This is a genomic window from uncultured Campylobacter sp. (assembly GCF_938045405.1).
In the GTDB taxonomy this organism is placed as follows: Bacteria; Campylobacterota; Campylobacteria; order Campylobacterales; family Campylobacteraceae; genus Campylobacter_B.
Genome location: NZ_CALIMW010000136.1, coordinates 1 through 18,076, shown reverse-complemented (window position 1 = coordinate 18,076; position 18,076 = coordinate 1). Strand labels below are relative to the sequence as shown.

The window sequence follows — 18,076 nt, the reverse complement described above, 5'->3', positions numbered from 1 at the left end:
GGCGTGATCGTGCCGCGGAAGTTGTTTTTGCTAATCGTAAAGATCGCGTCCACTCGCTCGCCGGCGCGCGGCAAAAAGTCGTAGTTGAAAAACAGCGCCTCGACGCTGCCGCCGTTTTTGTCAAGCGCCATTTTGATATGCTTGCCCTCCTTGCCGATCTCCCTGATATTGCGGGCGCGCGCGCCTTTGATACAAAAGAGCGGGCGCGGATTTTTCTGCCCGTAGGGCTCGTAAAATTCTAAAATTTCAAGCAGCTCGAAGTCTATCTGCGACGCGTCTAGCTCGCCAAGCAGATCGTCCTGCGCGCTAAAATCGCTCAGATCCTTGGGCGTAATGCGCTCATTTACGCGCCGCTTAAACTCCTGCAGCAGCGCAGGATCGATCCCCACGCCCGCAGCGCCCTTGTGTCCGCCGAAGGTCGTTAAAATTTCGCTTTGCGAGGAGATCAGCTCTAAAATGTCGAATTTACCGATGCTGCGCGCGCTTCCTTTGGCGCGCGAGTCGCTTACGCTAAAGACGATCGCGGGCTTTTTGTAGGTCTTGCTTAGGCGGCTTGCGACGATGCCGATGATCCCTTCGTGCCACTGCGGACCCCACACGACGATGACGTTGTCGCTCGGATCGACGCTTTTTACGATCTCGTCGTAGAGGCTTTTCTCCTCCTCTTTGCGCGAGTTGTTGATGGAATTTATCGTCTCTAGGTAGTGGTTTGCCTCTCTGATATTTTTGGCGCATAGGAAGTTATACGACATCGTAGCATCGTCCATCCGCCCCGTGCAGTTGATAAGCGGCGCGATCGTGTAGCTGATATCGTCAAATTCGAAGTGCTTTTTAAAATAATGCTCCTTAATCGCCTTGAAGCAGGCGCGGTTCGAGCTATTTAGCCGCTTGATGCCGAAGCGCAGCAGCGCGCGGTTCATATCGCGCAGCTCCATCATATCGGCGATTATGGCGATGATGAGGATATCCATCGAGCTTGCCATATCGTAGTTCACGCCGAGGGTTTCTTTTAGCGCGCCTACGAGATACCACGCTACCTGCGCGCCGCAAATTTCGATATTCGGGAAGGTACAATCGGGCTGCTTTGGATTGATTATCGCATAAGCTCTAGGCAGCACGGGCGGGGGCATGTGATGATCGGTGATGATGAGATCTATACCCTTTTGAGCGCAAATTTCGGCAGCTTCCGTCGCGGAGGTGCCGTTATCTACGGTGATGATGAGATCAACGTCCTCAAGCTCGCCTATGATCTCGCTGTTTAGCCCATATCCGTCGGTGAAGCGGTTCGGGATCTTGATAACGTAATCCGCGCCTATTTGATTGAAAAAATCGCTCATTATGACGGTGCTTACGATACCGTCGACGTCGTAATCGCCGACTACGGCTATGCGCTGGTTTTCTTCGATGGCAGTTTTTATGCGCAAAGCCGCCTTATAGGTATCTTTCAGATCGCAGGGTAAGGGAATTTCAGAAATTTTAGTATGCCGATCGTTCGCAAATCTCGATTTTAGAATTTCCCTTATCTCATTTTTACCTAGCATTTTTTATAGATGCTTCGATAAAGCCCAAAATAGCGGGATTTGGGCGCACTAGACGGCTGGTAAATTCCGGGTGAAACTGCACGCCCAGAAAAAACGGATGGTTTTTTAGCTCGACCGCTTCGATAAGCCCGTCGCTCTCGCCGCAGACGATAAGACCGTGCTTTTCAAACTCGGCGCGGTACTTCGGATTGGCTTCGTAGCGGTGGCGGTGGCGCTCGCGGATGGTCTTTTGCTCGCCGTAAATTTTACCCAAAAGCGAGCCTTTTTTGACGTCGCAGTCATAGCCGCCCAGCCGCATAGTGCCGCCCATAGGGGATTTGTGCGTGCGGATCTGCTTTTTGCCGCTTGCGTCGATGAAACTGTCGATCAGATAGATCACCGGATCTTCGGTCTGCGGGTCAAATTCCGAGGAGTTAGCGTTTTTCAGTTTTAAGACATTGCGCGCAAACTCCACCATCGCAAGCTGCATCCCTAGGCAAATACCCAAAAACGGCACCTTATGCACCCGCGCGTAGTTTATGGCTAAAATTTTACCCTCTATCCCGCGCGAGCCGAAGCCGCCCGCGACTAAAATTCCGTTTACGTCGCGGAAAATTTCATCCACATTACTTACTTCAATTTTTTCGCTGTCGACCCATTTTAAGCTTATCCGCGTATCAAGCGTCGCGCCCGCGTGGATGATCCCCTCGGTGAGGGATTTGTAGCTTTCTTTCAGATCGATATATTTGCCGACGAAGGCGATCGTGGTTTCGTTCGTAGGCACGATGACGCGCTTAACGAGGCTGTCCCAGTTGCTCATATCGACTTCGAGCTTGTTTAAGCTTAGAGTCTCTGCGATCGGCGTTAAAATATCCTGCTTCAAAAACGCAAGCGGGATCTGATAGATGCTCGCGCTATCGGGGCTTTCGATGACGCAGTTTTTATCCACGCCGCAGCTTAGCGCGATCTTGTCTTTAAGCGCGCGATTTAGCGGCATTTCGGAGCGGCAGATTATCATATCGGGGCTGATACCGATGCGGCGCAGCTCGCCTACGCTATGCTGCGTGGGCTTGGTCTTAAGCTCGCCCGCTACCTTTATAAAAGGCACGAGCGTGAGGTGGATATTCATCGTATTTACTCTACCCAGCTCCACCCTCATCGCGCGGATCGCCTCTAAAAACGGTAGCCCCTCGATGTCGCCCACGGTGCCTCCGATCTCGACGATCAGCACGTCGTTACCCTCGCCCGCCTTTTTTATGCGGCGCACGATCTCGCCTACGATGTGAGGGATCACCTGGATCGTCTTGCCCAGATAATCGCCCCTGCGCTCCTTTTCGATGACGGAGCTGTAAACTTTGCCCGTGGTGAAGTTGTTATCTTGGCTTAAATTTTCATCCAAGAACCGCTCATAATGCCCAAGATCCAGGTCGGTCTCCGCGCCGTCGTCGGTGACGAAAACCTCTCCGTGCTCCAGCGGGCTCATGGTGCCGGGATCGACGTTGATATAAGGATCCGCCTTTAGGATGCGCACTTTAAGCCCCGCGTGCTTTAAAAGCGTCGCGATCGACGCCGCCGCAATGCCCTTACCCAGCGAGCTCAGCACTCCGCCGGTGACGAAAATATATTTCGTTTGTTTTGCCATAAGTTTTCCTAAATTTTGATATTAATGCCGCGATTATAACTTCTTTTAGGTTAAAGCACACTAAGCTAGAATTTGAAAATTTTAGAAATTTACGGCAAAATACGCACCCAAATAAATTTTAAATTTAAAGGAGAGATGATGAAAAAGATCATCGCGGCTTTAGTGCTCATCGTAGCGCTTATAGCGGGCGTTTTTGTGGCGACGAAGGACGCCAAAACGGGAGTAGCTAAAAGTGTAAACGATAGCATAACCAAAACGGTTGACGGTGCGGTCGGCAAGAGTGCCAGCGCCGCGATTGAGCAGCAGATTGCGGAATTTATCGCTAGAAACGAAATTTTCGAGACTAAAAGCGCTAAATTTTATCCTGGAGATAGCAACTCAAGCGGCTTTATCGAAGGCGTAGTAAAAAAAGAGAAACTACAAAAAAGCCTTGCTGAAGGCTTTAGCAAGCTAAAGGAAAAAGCAGGCGCGCAAGATAGCAACGATACGGACGAGCCAGATCCTGCTAAAATTTTCCCGGAGGATTTTGCTTTTCGCTACGACTACACTATTAAGCATAGCGTAAAAAACGCTGCGGATGGATTTGAGAGCGACGGAATTTTAACGATTAAGACGCCATATTACGCGGAGCCTTGCAAGAAGCTGTTTAAGACTGACGCGCCGCTTAGCACGCATCTAAACTACGGACCTACAGAGGTTAAATTTAGCGCAAAGCTAGCCGATATAAATGTGCTCGAAGATGGCGGAATAGGACGTCTTGCAGGCCTTAGCCTAAACGGCACGAGCGATATGAGCGGCAAAACGATAAAAGCCTTGGGCTTTAAAATCGGTGAAATTTTTATAGACGACGGCAAGGATTCGGGTCTTGATATAAAGGATCTTATCTATGAGGCAAACTTTAAAAACGGCATCCAAGATCTAGACGATAATATAACTAAGCTCTTTTTGAATGACATAGATTTTGCAGGCAGCACAAAAGAGCTCGTCGTAACTGTAGATAAACAGCGCTTCGTCGTAGTTACGGATATGAGCACGGAAGGTAGCTACCGCGTAAAAGATGGAATTTTAAATTTCAACGAAAGCGATAAAGCCCAAAGCCTAAAAATCGCCGATGTGCTAGTGCGAAACATCCATTTAGGCGTCGATACCAGCTTTAGCGCCGCACTTTTCGAAAAATATCTGTCTGTTATCTCAAATCCACAAGAAGGCGAAAAATTAGCGGAAAATAAAGAGCTTTTTATGAAGCTGCTAAAAGATGATATGAAAATCAACGTGAATGATTTTTCGTTTGAAAATAGCCTCGGCAAGAAATTTGCTTTTAACGCAAGCGCGCTAGTAGGCGGCTACATCGACGAGACGCAGCTTTTTAAGCGCATGAGCTTGGACGGCAAAGCTACGATAAATACGACCATTACGGACTTCCTATCACCTTATGACAGCTTGCGCGATTTTGCGCCGATGGCTGAAGTTTACGGCTCGCAGTTTCTTAAGCCAGACGGAGATGGAGTTAAGATGGAGTTTAGCTTCGATAAGGCAAGCAACTCTATGATCTTAAACGGAAAGCCTATCCCGCTACCGCGCAACTAAATTCTTAAGCTTTGCGGGAGGATTTTAAACCTGTTCGCAAAGCTTTTTTTTGTTTCCTACTTTTTCGGCGCAGAATTTCGCAAAACTCCGCGCAAATTTTTACCTACAAAATTCCGTGGCGGCGCCATAAAATTTCGCTCGAATTTTACTGCATCATTGCCGCCCGCTTCGTTAAATTTTAAAATCTATAAGCCAAAATAATGACAGATAGGCTTAAGCAATTTTGGCTATAATGCGCGCTTTTGCAGCGCAGCTAGCGTAAATTTAAAAGACGGCGGATTATGAGCGGCATTTATTACGCCGCCTCTTTTGACGACGTATTTTATATTGGGAAACTAACGCTAAATTTGCATTTTTAAATTTCAAGGAACGATATGAAAGTAATCAAACGTAACGGCAGAACCGAGGAACTTGACGTAAGCAAGATCAAAAAGTACACGAGCGAGGCAGTGGAGGGGCTGGAAAACGTAAGCCTTAGCGAGCTTGAGGTGGACGCAAAGATCCAGTTTCGCGATATGATCACCACGGAGGAGATCCAGCAAACCCTCATCAAAACCGCGGTCGAGAAGATCGACGTGGACCGCCCGAACTGGACTTTCGTCGCCGCGCGGTTATTTTTATACGATCTATATCACAAAGTAACGGGCTTTAGCGGCTACAACAGCCTGAGGGATTACTTCGCTCGCGGCGAGGCGGCGGGCCGTATAATGCTCGGCTTAAAGGAAAAATACGACCTGGAAGATCTAAATTCTTATTTGCAGCCGCAGCGCGATTTGCAGTTTAACTACCTCGGCATCAAGACGCTTTACGATCGCTACCTCATCAAAGATAAAAGCGGCGCGCCGATCGAGCTTCCGCAGCAGATGTTTATGGCGATCGCGATGTTCCTTGCGCAAAACGAGCTTGACTGCCAGAGCTGGGCGAAAAAATTTTACGATCTTATATCTAAATTTGAAGTCATGCTGGCTACTCCGACGCTCTCAAATGCCCGCACGACGCGACATCAGCTAAGCAGCTGCTACGTGGGCTCCACGCCCGATAATATCGAAGGAATTTTCGATAGTTACAAGGAGATGGCGCTTCTAAGCAAATTTGGCGGCGGTATCGGCTGGGACTGGTGCAAGGTGCGCGCGATGGGCGGCAGCATCGACGGGCACAAAAACGCCGCGGGCGGTATCATCCCGTTTTTAAAGATCACGAACGACATCGCCGTAGCCGTCGATCAGCTGGGCACGCGCAAAGGTGCTATCGCCGTGTATATCGAGCCGTGGCACATGGACGTGAGCGACTTCCTCGATCTGCGCAAAAACTCGGGCGAGGAGAGGCGCCGCGCGCATGAAATTTTCCCCGCGCTGTGGATAAACGATCTGTTTATGAAAAGGCTTCAAAGCGGCGGCAAGTGGACGCTATTCGATCCTGCAGAAGTAAGCGATCTGAGCGATCTATATGGCGCGGAATTTCAGGCGCGCTACGAGCAGTACGAGGCCGATGATAAAATTTCAAAATCCACCATCCTGGCAAAGGAGCTTTGGAAGAAAATTTTAACGAGCTATTTTGAGACCGGCATGCCCTTTTTGTGCTTCAAAGATAACGCCAACCGCATCAATCCAAACGCGCATCAAGGCTTAATCAGAAGCTCAAATTTATGCACGGAGATCTTTCAAAACACGGCGCCGAACCACTACAAAATCAAAGTCGTTTTCGCTGGCGGCAGCGAGAAGCTATTTGAGGAAAACGAAGATGTAAGAACCGACGCGGGCATCGTAAAAAAGGCGAAAAAGATCACCGCGCTAGACACGCTGGGCGGCAAAGAAATTTTTATCGTAGAAAAAGGCTGCAGCGAGGGCGCGACGGCGGTTTGTAACCTCGCAAGCGTAAATTTAAGCAAAATCAACAGCCGCGAGGAGATAGCTCGCGTGATGCCGATCGCCGTGAGGATGCTCGATAACGTCATCGATCTAAATTTTTACCCGCACGCCAAGGTCAAACACACCAATCTAAAAACGCGCGCGATAGGGCTCGGCGTAATGGGCGAAGCGCAGATGCTGGCCGAGCGCGGCGTGAAGTGGGGCAGCTACGAGCACTTCGAGCTGATCGATAGAATAATGGAAAACGTGAGTTTTAACGCGATCAAGGCAAGCTCAAATTTAGCCGTAGAAAAGGGCAAATACCCTGATTTTGCGGGCTCAAAATGGAGCGAAGGAATTTTCCCGATCGATTTAGCGAACGAAAACGCCAAAGCGCTCGTTAAGCGCGGCGGGCTTTTTGAACAGAGCAGCTGCGATTGGGACGGGCTGCGCGAGAAAGTAAAGCGCGACGGCATGCGAAACGGCTACCTGATGGCGATCGCGCCGACATCCAGTATCAGCATACTCGTAGGCACCACGCAGACGATCGAGCCGGTGTATAAGCGCAAATGGTTTGAGCACAACCTAAGCGGCATGATCCCGGTCGTCGTGCCGAATTTAAGTCCAAAAACGTGGCAGGCGTACGTACCTGCATACGAGCTCGATCAGCGCCTGCTCGTAAAAGCAGGCGCCATCCGCCAAAAATGGATCGATCAAGGTCAGAGCCTAAATATTTTTATGAGCCTAGACAAAGCTAGCGGCGGCTATCTGAGCGAAATTTACACGCTTGCATGGCAGCTCGGGCTAAAATCGACTTACTATCTACGCTCCGAAAGCCCCGATAGCGAGAAGCTAAACAACGTCGCGGATCGTTCGATCGAGTGCGAGGGGTGTCAGTAAAATTTATTCGCCGCGCTAGAAAATTTACGCTCGCAGATAGATGGCGAAAATGGCGTGAAAGAGTATTTTAGAAAGTAAATTTGACGGCAAATTTAAGCCCTCGTTTTGCCGTCAAATTTGAGCGAAACGGCTTGACTTCGGGCATTAAATTTAACGCCAAATTTAACCCTGCGTCGCGTCAAATTTGACCGTACGCATCAAAGCAAATTTATCAAAAAGGCAAAATATGAAAATAGCCGTAAACGGCGCAAGCGGATTTATCGGCGGCGAACTTTGCAGATTTTTTAAAGCCCAAGGTCACGAGGTCGTAGCCATACCGCGAGCTGTCTACGCCGACAAAGACGCGCTCAAAAACCTTGCTGGCGGCTGCGATGCGGTTATAAATTTAGCCGGCGCTTCTATCGCCGCAAGATGGAGCGAGGCCTATAAAAAGCGGCTTCACGCAAGCAGGATAGAGACGACGCGCACGCTGGTTTGCGCTATAAACGAACTAGAAAATCCGCCATTTCTCATCAGTGCTTCGGCTGTGGGCATCTACGAAAACGGGCTTGGCCACGACGAGAGCTCGGTCAAATTTGACCGCGGATTTTTGGGCGAGCTAGCATGCGAGTGGGAGAGCGAGGCCGCCAAAGCGCGGACGCAAACGGTGATATTTCGCCTAGGCGTAGTGCTAGGTCGAGGCGGCGCGCTAGCTAAGATGCTACCCGCGTTTAAGCTCGGTCTTGGCGGAAAGCTCGGTAGCGGCGAGCAAGCGTTTTGCTGGATTCACGTAACGGATTTGCTGGAAGCGTTTAAATTTACCTTGCAAAACCGCCAAAGCGGCGTTTTTAATCTCGTTTCGCCGACTCCTAGCACAAACGGCGAATTTACTCAAATTTTAGGCAAGGTTTTAGGGCGACCGACGTTTTTTAAAGTGCCTGAATTTGCGTTAAATTTGATGTTTGGCGAAGGCTCCGTCGTACTGCTTGAGGGCGCAAAAGTTTATCCCAAAGCCTTAATAGAGAGCGGATTTAGCTTTAAATTTAGCGATCTAAAAACCGCGCTTGAGGATATTTTGGGATAAAGTTTTAAAGTAAAACATTACCTAAAGGACTTTTTAATGGCAAACTGTACATTACATACAATCCTAGCGTAGTGATAAATTCCGGAAATTTACCGCAAAAGATCAAGCCAAACTGCGTTTAAATTTAATGTTTGGCGGCGGCATTCTATCGTTTTTATAAAGTCGTGCCGCATCGTCGTTCAAAATACACACAAGTTTACCCTCTATGCCCTCAAAAGTTCGGTCGGGAAAGCGCTTTCATCTATCCCTCGCCCGATGAAGACCAAAAAATTATCGCAGCGTTTGCGGTCGCTAAAAGGCGTTATCTCAAATTTGCCGCCTACAAACTGCACGACGTATTGCGCCTCATCATCTTTGAAGCTCGCAAGCCCTTTTATGCGGTAAAAATTTTCCGGTATATCGCTCATAAATTTGATGAAATTTTGCCTATCGATGCTCTCGGGAAGGTCCTTTTTAAACGAGACTATCCCCTCGTCTTCGTGCGTCGCGCCCATCTTGCCCTCGAGTAGGACGGACACTATATAGGAGGTGTCGCTCTGGCGGTAGAACAGATAGTTTGGATTTAGCTCGGCGCCTATCGTCTCGAATATCTCGGCGCAGCGGTTGTTTTGGATCAAAATTTGCCGTATCCGCTCCTTCTGCTCGGGCGAAATCAGATCGATTTTATTGAGCACTATGACGTCGGCGGCCTTGATCTGCTCAAGCATTATTCTTGATCTGCCGCGCTCATTTAAAAAATTCGCTCCATCTACGACGGTGACGATGGCGCATAGATTGACCTCGTCTTTTATCTCGTTTAGCTCGCTTAAGATATTGAAAGGGTTGGCGACGCCGGTGGTTTCAAGCACGATGCTATCGGGCTTTTTGGGCTTGAGCTGCGAGATCGCGAGCTTGATTTGCCCCGCCATAGAGCAGCAAACGCACCCCTCGTCGATCTCTACGAGCGCGTATTTAGCGTCCAGCAGCGCGCCGTCGAGGCCTATTTTGCCGATCTCGTTTTGGATGATGCCGGTAAATCTATTTTGCGCCGTTTCATGCTCGATGAAATTTTGAATAAATTTTGTCTTGCCCGAGCCCAGATAGCCAGTAATAATGAAAAAATTCGGCCGCTCGCCGCCTTGCATAAAAATTTGCTTTTTATCCTCTCTGGCTAAGCGTAGCAAAAATTTAGACAAAGCTGCCGAGCCGGACAGCTTCTTAAAAGATCTGTCATTAAATTTAAAGCGATCGTCACTCGCGCTCTCTGCGCGGTAGATTAAATTTACAAAAATTTCGCAGCAGAGCGGATCTGCTTTGCTTTTTAAATTTCGATCTTTGTCGTAGATCACGGCGCGAGCCGCTTTTTTGTAAATTTCAAAGCTCTCGTAGCGCGGCTCGTAAATTTTACAAAGCGCGATATGCAAAAAGTTCATAAACGCAAGCGATACCCTAAAGCAGGGGAAATTTTTATCGAGCCCCTCTTTTGCGATGATCTGCTTGCCCTCTACGCAGACGCCGTCCTTTGCGTACGACCTATCTCTGAGCTTTGTTTTAAAAGATAGCGCTATGTCCCGCTCTTGCGGTTTTAAGTAGATCGTAGCGACGCAGAAGTTATTTAAAAGCTCCTCGTGCGCGGAGAAATTTCGCACTTTTGTTAAAAACTCCGGCCCTCCGGCTAAAACGGCTTCAAAAAGCGAGACGTTGTCTAGCAGCTCGTCATTTGCGGAGGGGAAATAATAAAGCTCAAATACGCCCGCATCCTCTTTTACCTCTCGTAAAACGATACCGTAAATTCCGCTGTAAAAGCCAAATTTTATGCTCCAGCATTCATTAAAATAGTTCCCCTTATACATCCCCTGATACCTGCTTGAGGATTTTACGTCGCTATCGTAAAGAGACTTCATCAATATACATCTCATAAGCGACCTGTAATCCTCAAACGAGTATTTAAATTTCAAAGGGAAAATATCTTGAAATTCCATGCTTTTATCCAAATTTAACCTTATCGCCGTTGCCTAGATAATCGGACGTTTTGGTTCTAAATCTAGCCGTGCCCTTTACGATCGGATAGCCCTCGCGGACGAATTTTTGCACGGTCAGCAAACCCGTGCAGTGGTTGCACGCCATGACTTGATAGTTCCATCTTTTCAGTCCGATAACCAGATCGTCGTATTTCGGATCCCAGTCGTCAAACGGCGAGATATGAAGTCCGCCGTAAAGCCCGTAGAGCTGGTCGTTGTCGTACTTAAGCTCCTTATGCGCGGAGTCCGAAAAAGTAATGATGCCTTGATGGCAGCAGCCCGTGATACTCACTAGGCCTTTGTCTTTGACGTTTACGAAGATCGACTGCTCGCCAAAAACCCTCGTAATGATAGGGCAATCATAGCAAAACGTGCACATTCCGGGCTCGATCTCATTTCTGCCCTTTTTAAACACTACAAGCTCGCCTTTATGACCCGAATCCTTGATATATTGTCTGCCCTCCGGGTAAAATCCTTCGTGTATGATGATCCTGATGTCGGGCTTATACTTTAAAACGACGGGTAGCGCCCAAAAGTGATCGTAGTGCTCGTGCGACATTATGAGGGTGTCTATCTCGCCGTTTTGCAGCATCTTATCGATCCCCTCCCGCTTAAAGCACTCGTGCATCCACTTATATGACCAGCCGCAATCAAGCAAATATTTTTTCTTTTCGCCGTTTAGGCGCTCTATCTCTATCAAAGCGGAGTAGCCGCCGGCGTTATCGGGATTTACGGAAAGTTTTTTGGTTACCTCCCACGCCTCATCTATTTTATCCGGCAAAAGATGCTTGATTTGCGAAATTCCCTCTTCGTAGCTACCTTTAGCAAGCCCTTTGCCGTTACCGAACGGCGGCCAGTTAAATAGATATTGGTTAACTAGCAGTCCGCCTGCGCCTTTAATATCTCCCATCAGCATCGAGTTATCAAACCAGCTCGTTTCGGAGATATTAGTAACCTCGACGCTTTTAATCGCGCCGAAATCGATCATCTTTCGCACTTCATCCGGAAGAAAAAATTCTCTCGCAGGAGAGTATGAAAACACTCCCATCGATGCGAGCGCGCCAAGTCCTATGCCCGCCGCACCGCCTTTTATAAAATCTCTTCTAGCTTCATTCATCTCAGATCCTTTATTTAAAAATTGTAAGCATATTGCCCACGGCAGGCGCTAGATAAACTACGGCGAGATAGATGATCACGCCTATGATAAAGCCTACCACCAAGCCTTTAATGGAATTTTTATTTCCAAAATCGTCTTCCTCGCCTGCTTCCTCCGCCTCTTCCTTCTTGCCGGCAAGCTTCCAGCCCGGCCAGCCGTCCATAAACCAGTAATTTATCAGCATGACGTTGATAAACCAGATCATCGGAATCATCGGGAATTGTTGCGGGTGCGAAAAGCCCTTTTGAGTGCCTAGTAAAAAGTGAGAGACCTGATAATAGACGTAGTATAGAACGATAGCCGCTACCATGCTTATGATCGTTCTAAGAAGGATATTGACGGGCTTTGAAAATTTATTGACCGCGTTGTTGCAGTAAAATTTAATAAACAACACCGGCACGAGCCAAAATATAGCTATCTCGCCTACGTGCAGCCATCGCCAATCGGGCGCGAAGAGCCTTCTGTCGCCTCTAATATGCACGCCCCAGATGAGCTCTTGCAGATAGTAAAAGAAGAATGAAAAGCAAAACGCCATCGCTATAATGCCGAAAAACGACGCCACCCTTCTAAGCCAGTTCGTCTTAATAAGGCTAAAAGGATACCTCTCCCAGATAGTTTCATACACCCAAACCATAACGGTACAGCACATAATCCACGCGATATTGAAATTTCCGTGCACCGTATCGGCGAAGTTGTGCCACCAAGGCGGAGTAATGGATGTGTATTTTTGCCACGGATCGAATAAAATTCCCATTTGCGAGTGGAAAAATACGAAATATACGATCATACTTAGCAAAAAAGTCCAGATAAAAACGGTAAAACCTTTAACGGGCTGCTTTAGCTTCTGCCACGGCGAATTATCCGCAGCCACCACCCAAGAAGGGCTGAGCCAGGACGCGATAGCGGCAAACATCAAAATAGCCTGTGCCGAGTACTCAAGCGCGTAAAAATCGGTTATGCCAAGCTCCGCAAGCCTTCGCGGACTAAAATACGATATGGCAAGCTCGCCTAGAATAAATTCGAAGAATATCTTTAAGAATACGAAGAAGGTAAAAAATACCATCACCGTAAAGATAATGCCCTTTTTCGCGGGCCCCGCCGTATAGAGCCACTCTCTTTTGAATGGCCAAAAATTAAAAATATACGCGATCCAGATGATGACTACGAGCAGCCATCTGCACCACATATATCCCACGTATGGAGTATACATCCTCATCAGTCCCCTAGGATCTTGAAAGATCCACCACGATGCGTAAAACACTACAAACAAAAACAGAGTGTTTACAAGCACTGATGTGAGCGGAGAATATCTTCTAACAAGCTTCCGCTCCTCCAGATAAATTTTGTCTTCAGGTTCGCTCATCGCTTCCTCCTTACATAAAATTTAATCTTTATTAAATTATATAAAAAGAGTGCAGCCCATTTGTAGCGTAAATTTGGATTAAATTTTAAATTGTCTCAGAAAAGCTTCATTTCGGAAGTTTGATTATAAAATTTGAACCGCCTTTTAGGCTTTCGACGACGAGCGAGCCCTTGCAGTGATCTTCAATGATGATCTTTGACATATATAGCCCGATGCCGGTGCCGTTTTTGCTGACCTTGGTAGAAAAATACAGATCGAAAATTTTATCCGCGATTTCCTTTCTGATGCCGCCTGCATTGTCTTTTACGCTTAAGCAAAGATAAGATTTTTCGATATAGGTTGAAATTTCGATAACGCCATCGTCGATATTTCTTTCCAAAAAGGCGTCCTGCGCATTTTTTATGATGTTTAAGATAACCTGCGAAACCTCGTTTTTATATGTGAGCAGAGTCTGGTTACAGCTGTATTTCGCGTAAATTTTAATCTTTTGATTTTGCAGTATCGCTTTTGCGATATTTATCGCCATGTTGCAAAGCTCCTCCAGGCTCGTAACTTCCTTGATCTTAGCGGGCTTAAAGAAATTTCTAAACTCGTCGATCGTTTCGGATAGGTGCTTGGAATACTGCTCGATCTTGCCGAGCTCCTCCAAAAGAGCCGTTTTATCAAATTTGTCCGCCATCAAGCAGCCGGCGCTCAGATACGAAGCCGTAGCCGAGATAGCAGATAGCGGCTGCCTCCACTGATGCGCTATCATATTTAAAATTTCGCCCATCTGAGCGAGCCTTGATTGATACTGAAGCTGCTCGTCCTGGCGCCTTATGAGCTTTAGCTGCTCCTCGATCTCGTGGTTGAGAGTTAAATTTAGCCGCTTGACCTTCAGCCTGCTTTGTTTTAGTTTCTTCTCCGCCATCACTCTTTTGGTAATGTCCACCACTATCCAAAGCACCTCGTCATTTCCCGATATGGAGTCGCCCGAAATTCTAATCCACAGCCCTTTGCCGCTTTTGTGCCTTAGCTCGTAGTTTAGCTGCAGAGCCTCGTTTTTTCTTACTTTATTAAAGGCGATGTCTGCGAAATGCAGGTATTTTTCCTCGCTTAGATGTATGGTTTGAGCGGATTTGCCGATGATCTCGTCGTATTCGTAGCCAAAAATTTTACAAAAAGTCTCGTTGCACTCCATAATATTTCTTTTCTTGTCCACGATGAAGATGCCGACGCCGGAATTTGAAAATATAGTCTCAAATCTCTGATGATTTTTTTTGATGTCTACTATCGCCATTTTATTCTGTATCCTTGCGAGTAGATGTTTTCTATCAGCTTGTAGCCGATTTTTCGGTGAAATCTGGATATGATATTTCTTACCCGCTTGTCGTCATACTCGTCGCAGTCCTCGAACAGCTCGTTTTCTATCTCAAGGCCGCTTGCAATCCGTCCGCTAGAGCTTAAAAGCAGCTGCAACAAAGAGGTTTCGTTTTTAGTAAGTTTGATAATTTCGCCTGCCTTGGATAGGGTTAAACTCTGCTTATCCCACATAAAATCGCCGCTTAGATAAATAAACTTTGCGGGTTTGGTTTCGATACTTTGTGTGATTTTTTCAAGCACGCTTAGTAGATCCTCGGTCGTAAAAGGCTTTAGTATGTAGCCGTCCACGCCGATAGCTATGGCTTTGGTAAAAAATTTAGACTCGTCGTAGGCCGAGAAGATGACCGTTTTTACCGAAGGATCGATCTGCTTGATCCGCTCTAACATCTCAAGCCCGCTCATGCCCGGCATATTAATATCGGTAAAAACAATGTCCGCTTTGCCCGCTTTAAATTTATCGATACCTTCCCGCCCGTCGCCGCAGTCGGTAACCTGATGAAAGAATAGTTTTAAAATTTTCGCGGTCTGCTGCCTTACCTCATTATCATCCTCGACATATAGGGCGCGCATACTGCGGGTTTGAGCTTGTATTTCAGCTATATCCATAACGCAGCCCCCTTCTCTTTGAATTTATCCGTTATCGTAAATTTTGTTCTGCCCGCCGCAATCACACTTTGAGCTTTAAATTTTAAATCGAAATATCTCTATTCTACCTGCCCGAGCTTTTTAAGATAAGCAAAAATTTTAGCGATCTCGATCATTTTATTTAGGCTTTCGAGTAGCTTCGCGCTTTGCGAGCTCGGCGCGGATTTGAAAATTTCGCTATTTTCAACGCCGATTACGAGGCTGTTTTCGCCCAGATAAAGCTCGGTTTTACCGAACAAATTTACGGTGATCGTTTGCATATTTTCTAAAATTTTTTTGTTTTGCAAAAATGCGGCGGCGGCGGGATTGTTTAGATAAACATCAAACGACGCGCTTAGGTGTGGGCTGTCTTTAAGCAGCTTCAGATCCGATGCGCCGAAGATGAACTCTCCGCGCGGTACGACTAAAATTTTGCTATCGAAAGTCTCGCTAAAATCGAATTTTGCAAAAAGCCCGTCGAAGATCGCAGTATCGTCTTTTTTTTTAAGATGCAGAATTTTATCCAGCTCAAATACCCGATCCTCTCTATTTTTATCGAAGTCGCGGCTTAGGCAGATGTCGCCGAGCTTTATGCCGAATTCCGGCGTCTTGCCCACTATCGCGTGCTTGCAAGTGCATAGATTTGCCTCTTTACGGAGCGGATTTTTGTAAATTTCATCGAGTAAAAACGCACCGAAAGGCTGAAAAGTAAGGCGCAGCTCCTTTGCGATCCAGAGTAGAAATTCATTCTTAAAGGCCTCTTCGCTGAGCGCTTCAAATTTACGCGAAATGCGCACAGCTAGGTATTTGTAAGCAGGATAAGCAAGAGCTAGCAACACTAATAAAAACAGGAATGAGAAATCTCCAAAATCCTTGCGCATAGCAATAAACAGCGCTAGCACCACCACCACCACGCCGCCACGCGCCTTCCAAAGCGCCACATTGCGCGCTCCATCTAGTTTTTGCTTTTTTAATTCGTAAGAAACAAGGCTCATCGCTATCCCCGTGAGTGAAATTTGACGCTCATTATAGCGAAAAATGGGATTAAATCAAGCCATATGATAAGCGCGTTGCTATTTATAAGGCGGGTTTTTTCAAATAGCTCAAAAGCGTAGAAATTGCCGTCTTTTTCTCTGCATTTTACAATATCGCCCTGTTTGAATTCTAAAATTTCATCCAGTTCGGATTCAAATTTCGTCGTATCGGTAATTTTAAAAATATATTGCGCGATTTGAGCAGCCTTTACCGGGCGCCATACATCGATATCTTCATTCAAAATTTTTATAAAAATTTTTTTATCGATCGCGTTCGCCATATTAAACCTTTCTGCCCGGTTATCTAAAATTCTTTCTGCCTAACCACAATTTAAGATATTTTAATACGGGTCTTAAATAATCATTAGTAGCGTTGGCTTTAAAGGTGCTTATGTCCGATTCTATCAAATACCAGCTATATCCGTCATCCTTTAAAATATTCATTTTGCGATGTTTGGCCTCAGTGTTTGCGTCAGATATCTCTATATCCAGTACTTTATTTGCAATATTCATCTGTACCGATAGATTAGAGATTAGATCATATATGAAACGATTAAAATCTTTGATGATATGGGTATTATATACGTCATCGATCATCTCAGCTCTTCTTTTTTTAAAAATTTCCTCCTCTATCGGATCTCCGTCAATAAGCTTTCCATAATGATCCGCGTCTGCTATGAGCTCTTCGTAAGACGCGGTAAAACATTCAAAAAATCCCCTATGCATTCCAAATTTCCAATTCGTAGGCACCGTTTCATCGATTACTTGAAAATATTCACTATTAAATCGATACCAATCTCTATCATCTTCAAGTGGCAATATGCAATAATAAACCTGTCCCTCTTCATATTGGATACCATGAACAAAATAGGTTCTGTTTAATCCCAGATACTCATGCTCGTCTTCTTTTATACATTTTACAATCATTTTTAATCATCCTTAAATTTGAAATCATCTACGGCCTCTATGATAGGCGGTTCGTCTTTATCGCCTATTATACTATTTCTAACAAGTTCTGTAAAAAATTCTTTGTTTTTGGATTTGTTGATTGCCTCTTTTATAGCATTAAAGGATAATTTTAAATTATTTAAATTGCCGTCTATAATGCAAAAGCCGTTTTTCTCACACAATGATATTATGCCCCTTAATACCGCTTCATACTCGGATCTAAAATCGATACGAAACGTAACGGACTCTATTATATTATTAGCATCAAAAAGTACCTCTAAGCGGTTGCCGTTTTCGCTTCCGTATAGATCTATTTCGTTAGACCAAGATTTTTCGGGCTTTAATAGGCGCGAAATCTCAGAAAATACCTCTTTTTTGATCTTTGCTTTTTTCCAATACTTATCGTCTTCAAAGAGCTTTATATTGCCATATCTTCCTTCCTCAAATATTTTCATTATAAAATTTTAAAAGTAATACACATAGCAGCCTCGATCATCGTATATATCAAATAAAATCGAAAATTTCTCTTTATTGTTTGCGGCTAATTGAACTCTGATATTCAAAGATGGCTCTTTTGCCAGCTCAAAATTAAAATGGCGCAGCAGTATGGATCTCAAAAAATTTGGCTCAAGCGTCTTTTCTTTTATAAAGATAACACCCGCTCTGGCGCCGTTTTTATAAGGCTTAGCTTTTGTGTATTGCCCCTTCATATTTTTAAGAAGATACTCCTCTATTTTCTCATCTCTTTCCCAAAAAAGAATTTTATAAACTATGCTATCTAAGTGGCTTGCTTTTGAAATTAAAAACATAACTAGCCTAATTTTGGCCTCTACATCGATATTTTCAAAATCTATTCTTGATCTAGCTACGCCTCTTTTATTTCTACTTATTTTTCTAAATTCTATATCGAAATTAGTGGGGTCTATAATGCTTTTTATCATTGCCGCCACCCTTCAGAGCCCTTTTGCTGCGTGATGTTATGCAAGCTCGCTTTAAAATCCTTATCTACTTTTTCCATTTAAATTTTAAT

At 45.7% G+C, this 18,076-nt stretch carries 15 protein-coding genes; 3 read left to right on the top strand and 12 right to left on the bottom strand.

Annotated features, from left to right (window positions below):
• Positions 1 to 1,541 (bottom strand): single-stranded-DNA-specific exonuclease RecJ (recJ, locus tag Q0140_RS05385; RefSeq protein ID WP_297962605.1); only part of this gene is annotated, 1,541 nt, incomplete at its 3' end.
• Positions 1,531 to 3,162, bottom strand: a complete 1,632-nt coding sequence (locus tag Q0140_RS05380; protein ID WP_297962603.1) for a CTP synthase — start codon at positions 3,160 to 3,162, stop codon at positions 1,531 to 1,533. The genes Q0140_RS05380 and recJ, both read right to left, overlap by 11 nt.
• A 138-nt stretch (positions 3,163 to 3,300) precedes the next feature.
• On the opposite strand from Q0140_RS05380, the gene Q0140_RS05375 reads away from it, so the two are divergent.
• From Q0140_RS05375 to Q0140_RS05365, 3 genes are all read left to right on the top strand, one after another.
• Positions 3,301 to 4,749, top strand: coding sequence for a DUF945 family protein (locus tag Q0140_RS05375; protein WP_297962602.1), 1,449 nt, complete (start codon positions 3,301 to 3,303; stop codon positions 4,747 to 4,749).
• Positions 4,750 to 5,123: 374 nt separating this feature from the next.
• Positions 5,124 to 7,496, top strand: a complete 2,373-nt coding sequence (locus Q0140_RS05370; RefSeq protein ID WP_297962601.1) for a ribonucleoside-diphosphate reductase subunit alpha — start codon at positions 5,124 to 5,126, stop codon at positions 7,494 to 7,496.
• A 226-nt stretch (positions 7,497 to 7,722) separates the two neighbouring features.
• Positions 7,723 to 8,559, top strand: coding sequence for a TIGR01777 family oxidoreductase (locus Q0140_RS05365; protein ID WP_297962599.1), 837 nt, complete (start codon positions 7,723 to 7,725; stop codon positions 8,557 to 8,559).
• A gap of 203 nt (positions 8,560 to 8,762) precedes the next feature.
• Here Q0140_RS05365 and Q0140_RS05360 read toward each other — a convergent pair whose 3' ends face one another.
• From Q0140_RS05360 to Q0140_RS05315, 10 genes are all read right to left on the bottom strand, one after another.
• A complete protein-coding gene (locus Q0140_RS05360) occupies positions 8,763 to 10,532 on the bottom strand; it encodes a GTP-binding protein (RefSeq protein WP_297962597.1) in 1,770 nt (589 codons plus the stop codon).
• Positions 10,525 to 11,676 carry an MBL fold metallo-hydrolase gene (locus tag Q0140_RS05355; RefSeq protein ID WP_297962595.1) on the bottom strand — a complete coding sequence of 384 codons (1,152 nt, stop codon included), beginning with the start codon at positions 11,674 to 11,676 and terminating at the stop codon, positions 10,525 to 10,527. Before Q0140_RS05355 ends, Q0140_RS05360 begins: the two co-directional genes overlap by 8 nt.
• Positions 11,677 to 11,686: 10 nt before the next feature.
• A complete protein-coding gene (locus Q0140_RS05350; protein WP_297962592.1) occupies positions 11,687 to 13,078 on the bottom strand; it encodes a hypothetical protein in 1,392 nt (463 codons plus the stop codon).
• Positions 13,079 to 13,184: 106 nt separating this feature from the next.
• Positions 13,185 to 14,357, bottom strand: coding sequence for a PAS domain-containing sensor histidine kinase (locus Q0140_RS05345; RefSeq protein WP_297962589.1), 1,173 nt, complete (start codon positions 14,355 to 14,357; stop codon positions 13,185 to 13,187).
• Entirely contained in the window at positions 14,348 to 15,046 is a 699-nt protein-coding gene (locus tag Q0140_RS05340) for a response regulator (RefSeq protein ID WP_297962587.1), read from the bottom strand. Before Q0140_RS05340 ends, Q0140_RS05345 begins: the two co-directional genes overlap by 10 nt.
• Before the next feature lie 98 nt (positions 15,047 to 15,144).
• Positions 15,145 to 16,059, bottom strand: coding sequence for a DUF3137 domain-containing protein (locus Q0140_RS05335; protein WP_297962586.1), 915 nt, complete (start codon positions 16,057 to 16,059; stop codon positions 15,145 to 15,147).
• Positions 16,060 to 16,061: 2 nt separating this feature from the next.
• A complete protein-coding gene (locus tag Q0140_RS05330) occupies positions 16,062 to 16,379 on the bottom strand; it encodes a hypothetical protein (protein WP_297962584.1) in 318 nt (105 codons plus the stop codon).
• A 19-nt stretch (positions 16,380 to 16,398) separates the two neighbouring features.
• Positions 16,399 to 16,824 (bottom strand): hypothetical protein, encoded by a 426-nt coding sequence (locus Q0140_RS05325; protein WP_297962582.1) that lies wholly within the window; start codon positions 16,822 to 16,824, stop codon positions 16,399 to 16,401.
• A 203-nt stretch (positions 16,825 to 17,027) separates the two neighbouring features.
• Positions 17,028 to 17,501, bottom strand: coding sequence for a hypothetical protein (locus tag Q0140_RS05320; RefSeq protein WP_297962580.1), 474 nt, complete (start codon positions 17,499 to 17,501; stop codon positions 17,028 to 17,030).
• Positions 17,502 to 17,510: 9 nt separating this feature from the next.
• Positions 17,511 to 17,987 carry a hypothetical protein gene (locus Q0140_RS05315; protein WP_297962578.1) on the bottom strand — a complete coding sequence of 159 codons (477 nt, stop codon included), beginning with the start codon at positions 17,985 to 17,987 and terminating at the stop codon, positions 17,511 to 17,513.
• Positions 17,988 to 18,076 lie beyond the last annotated feature (89 nt).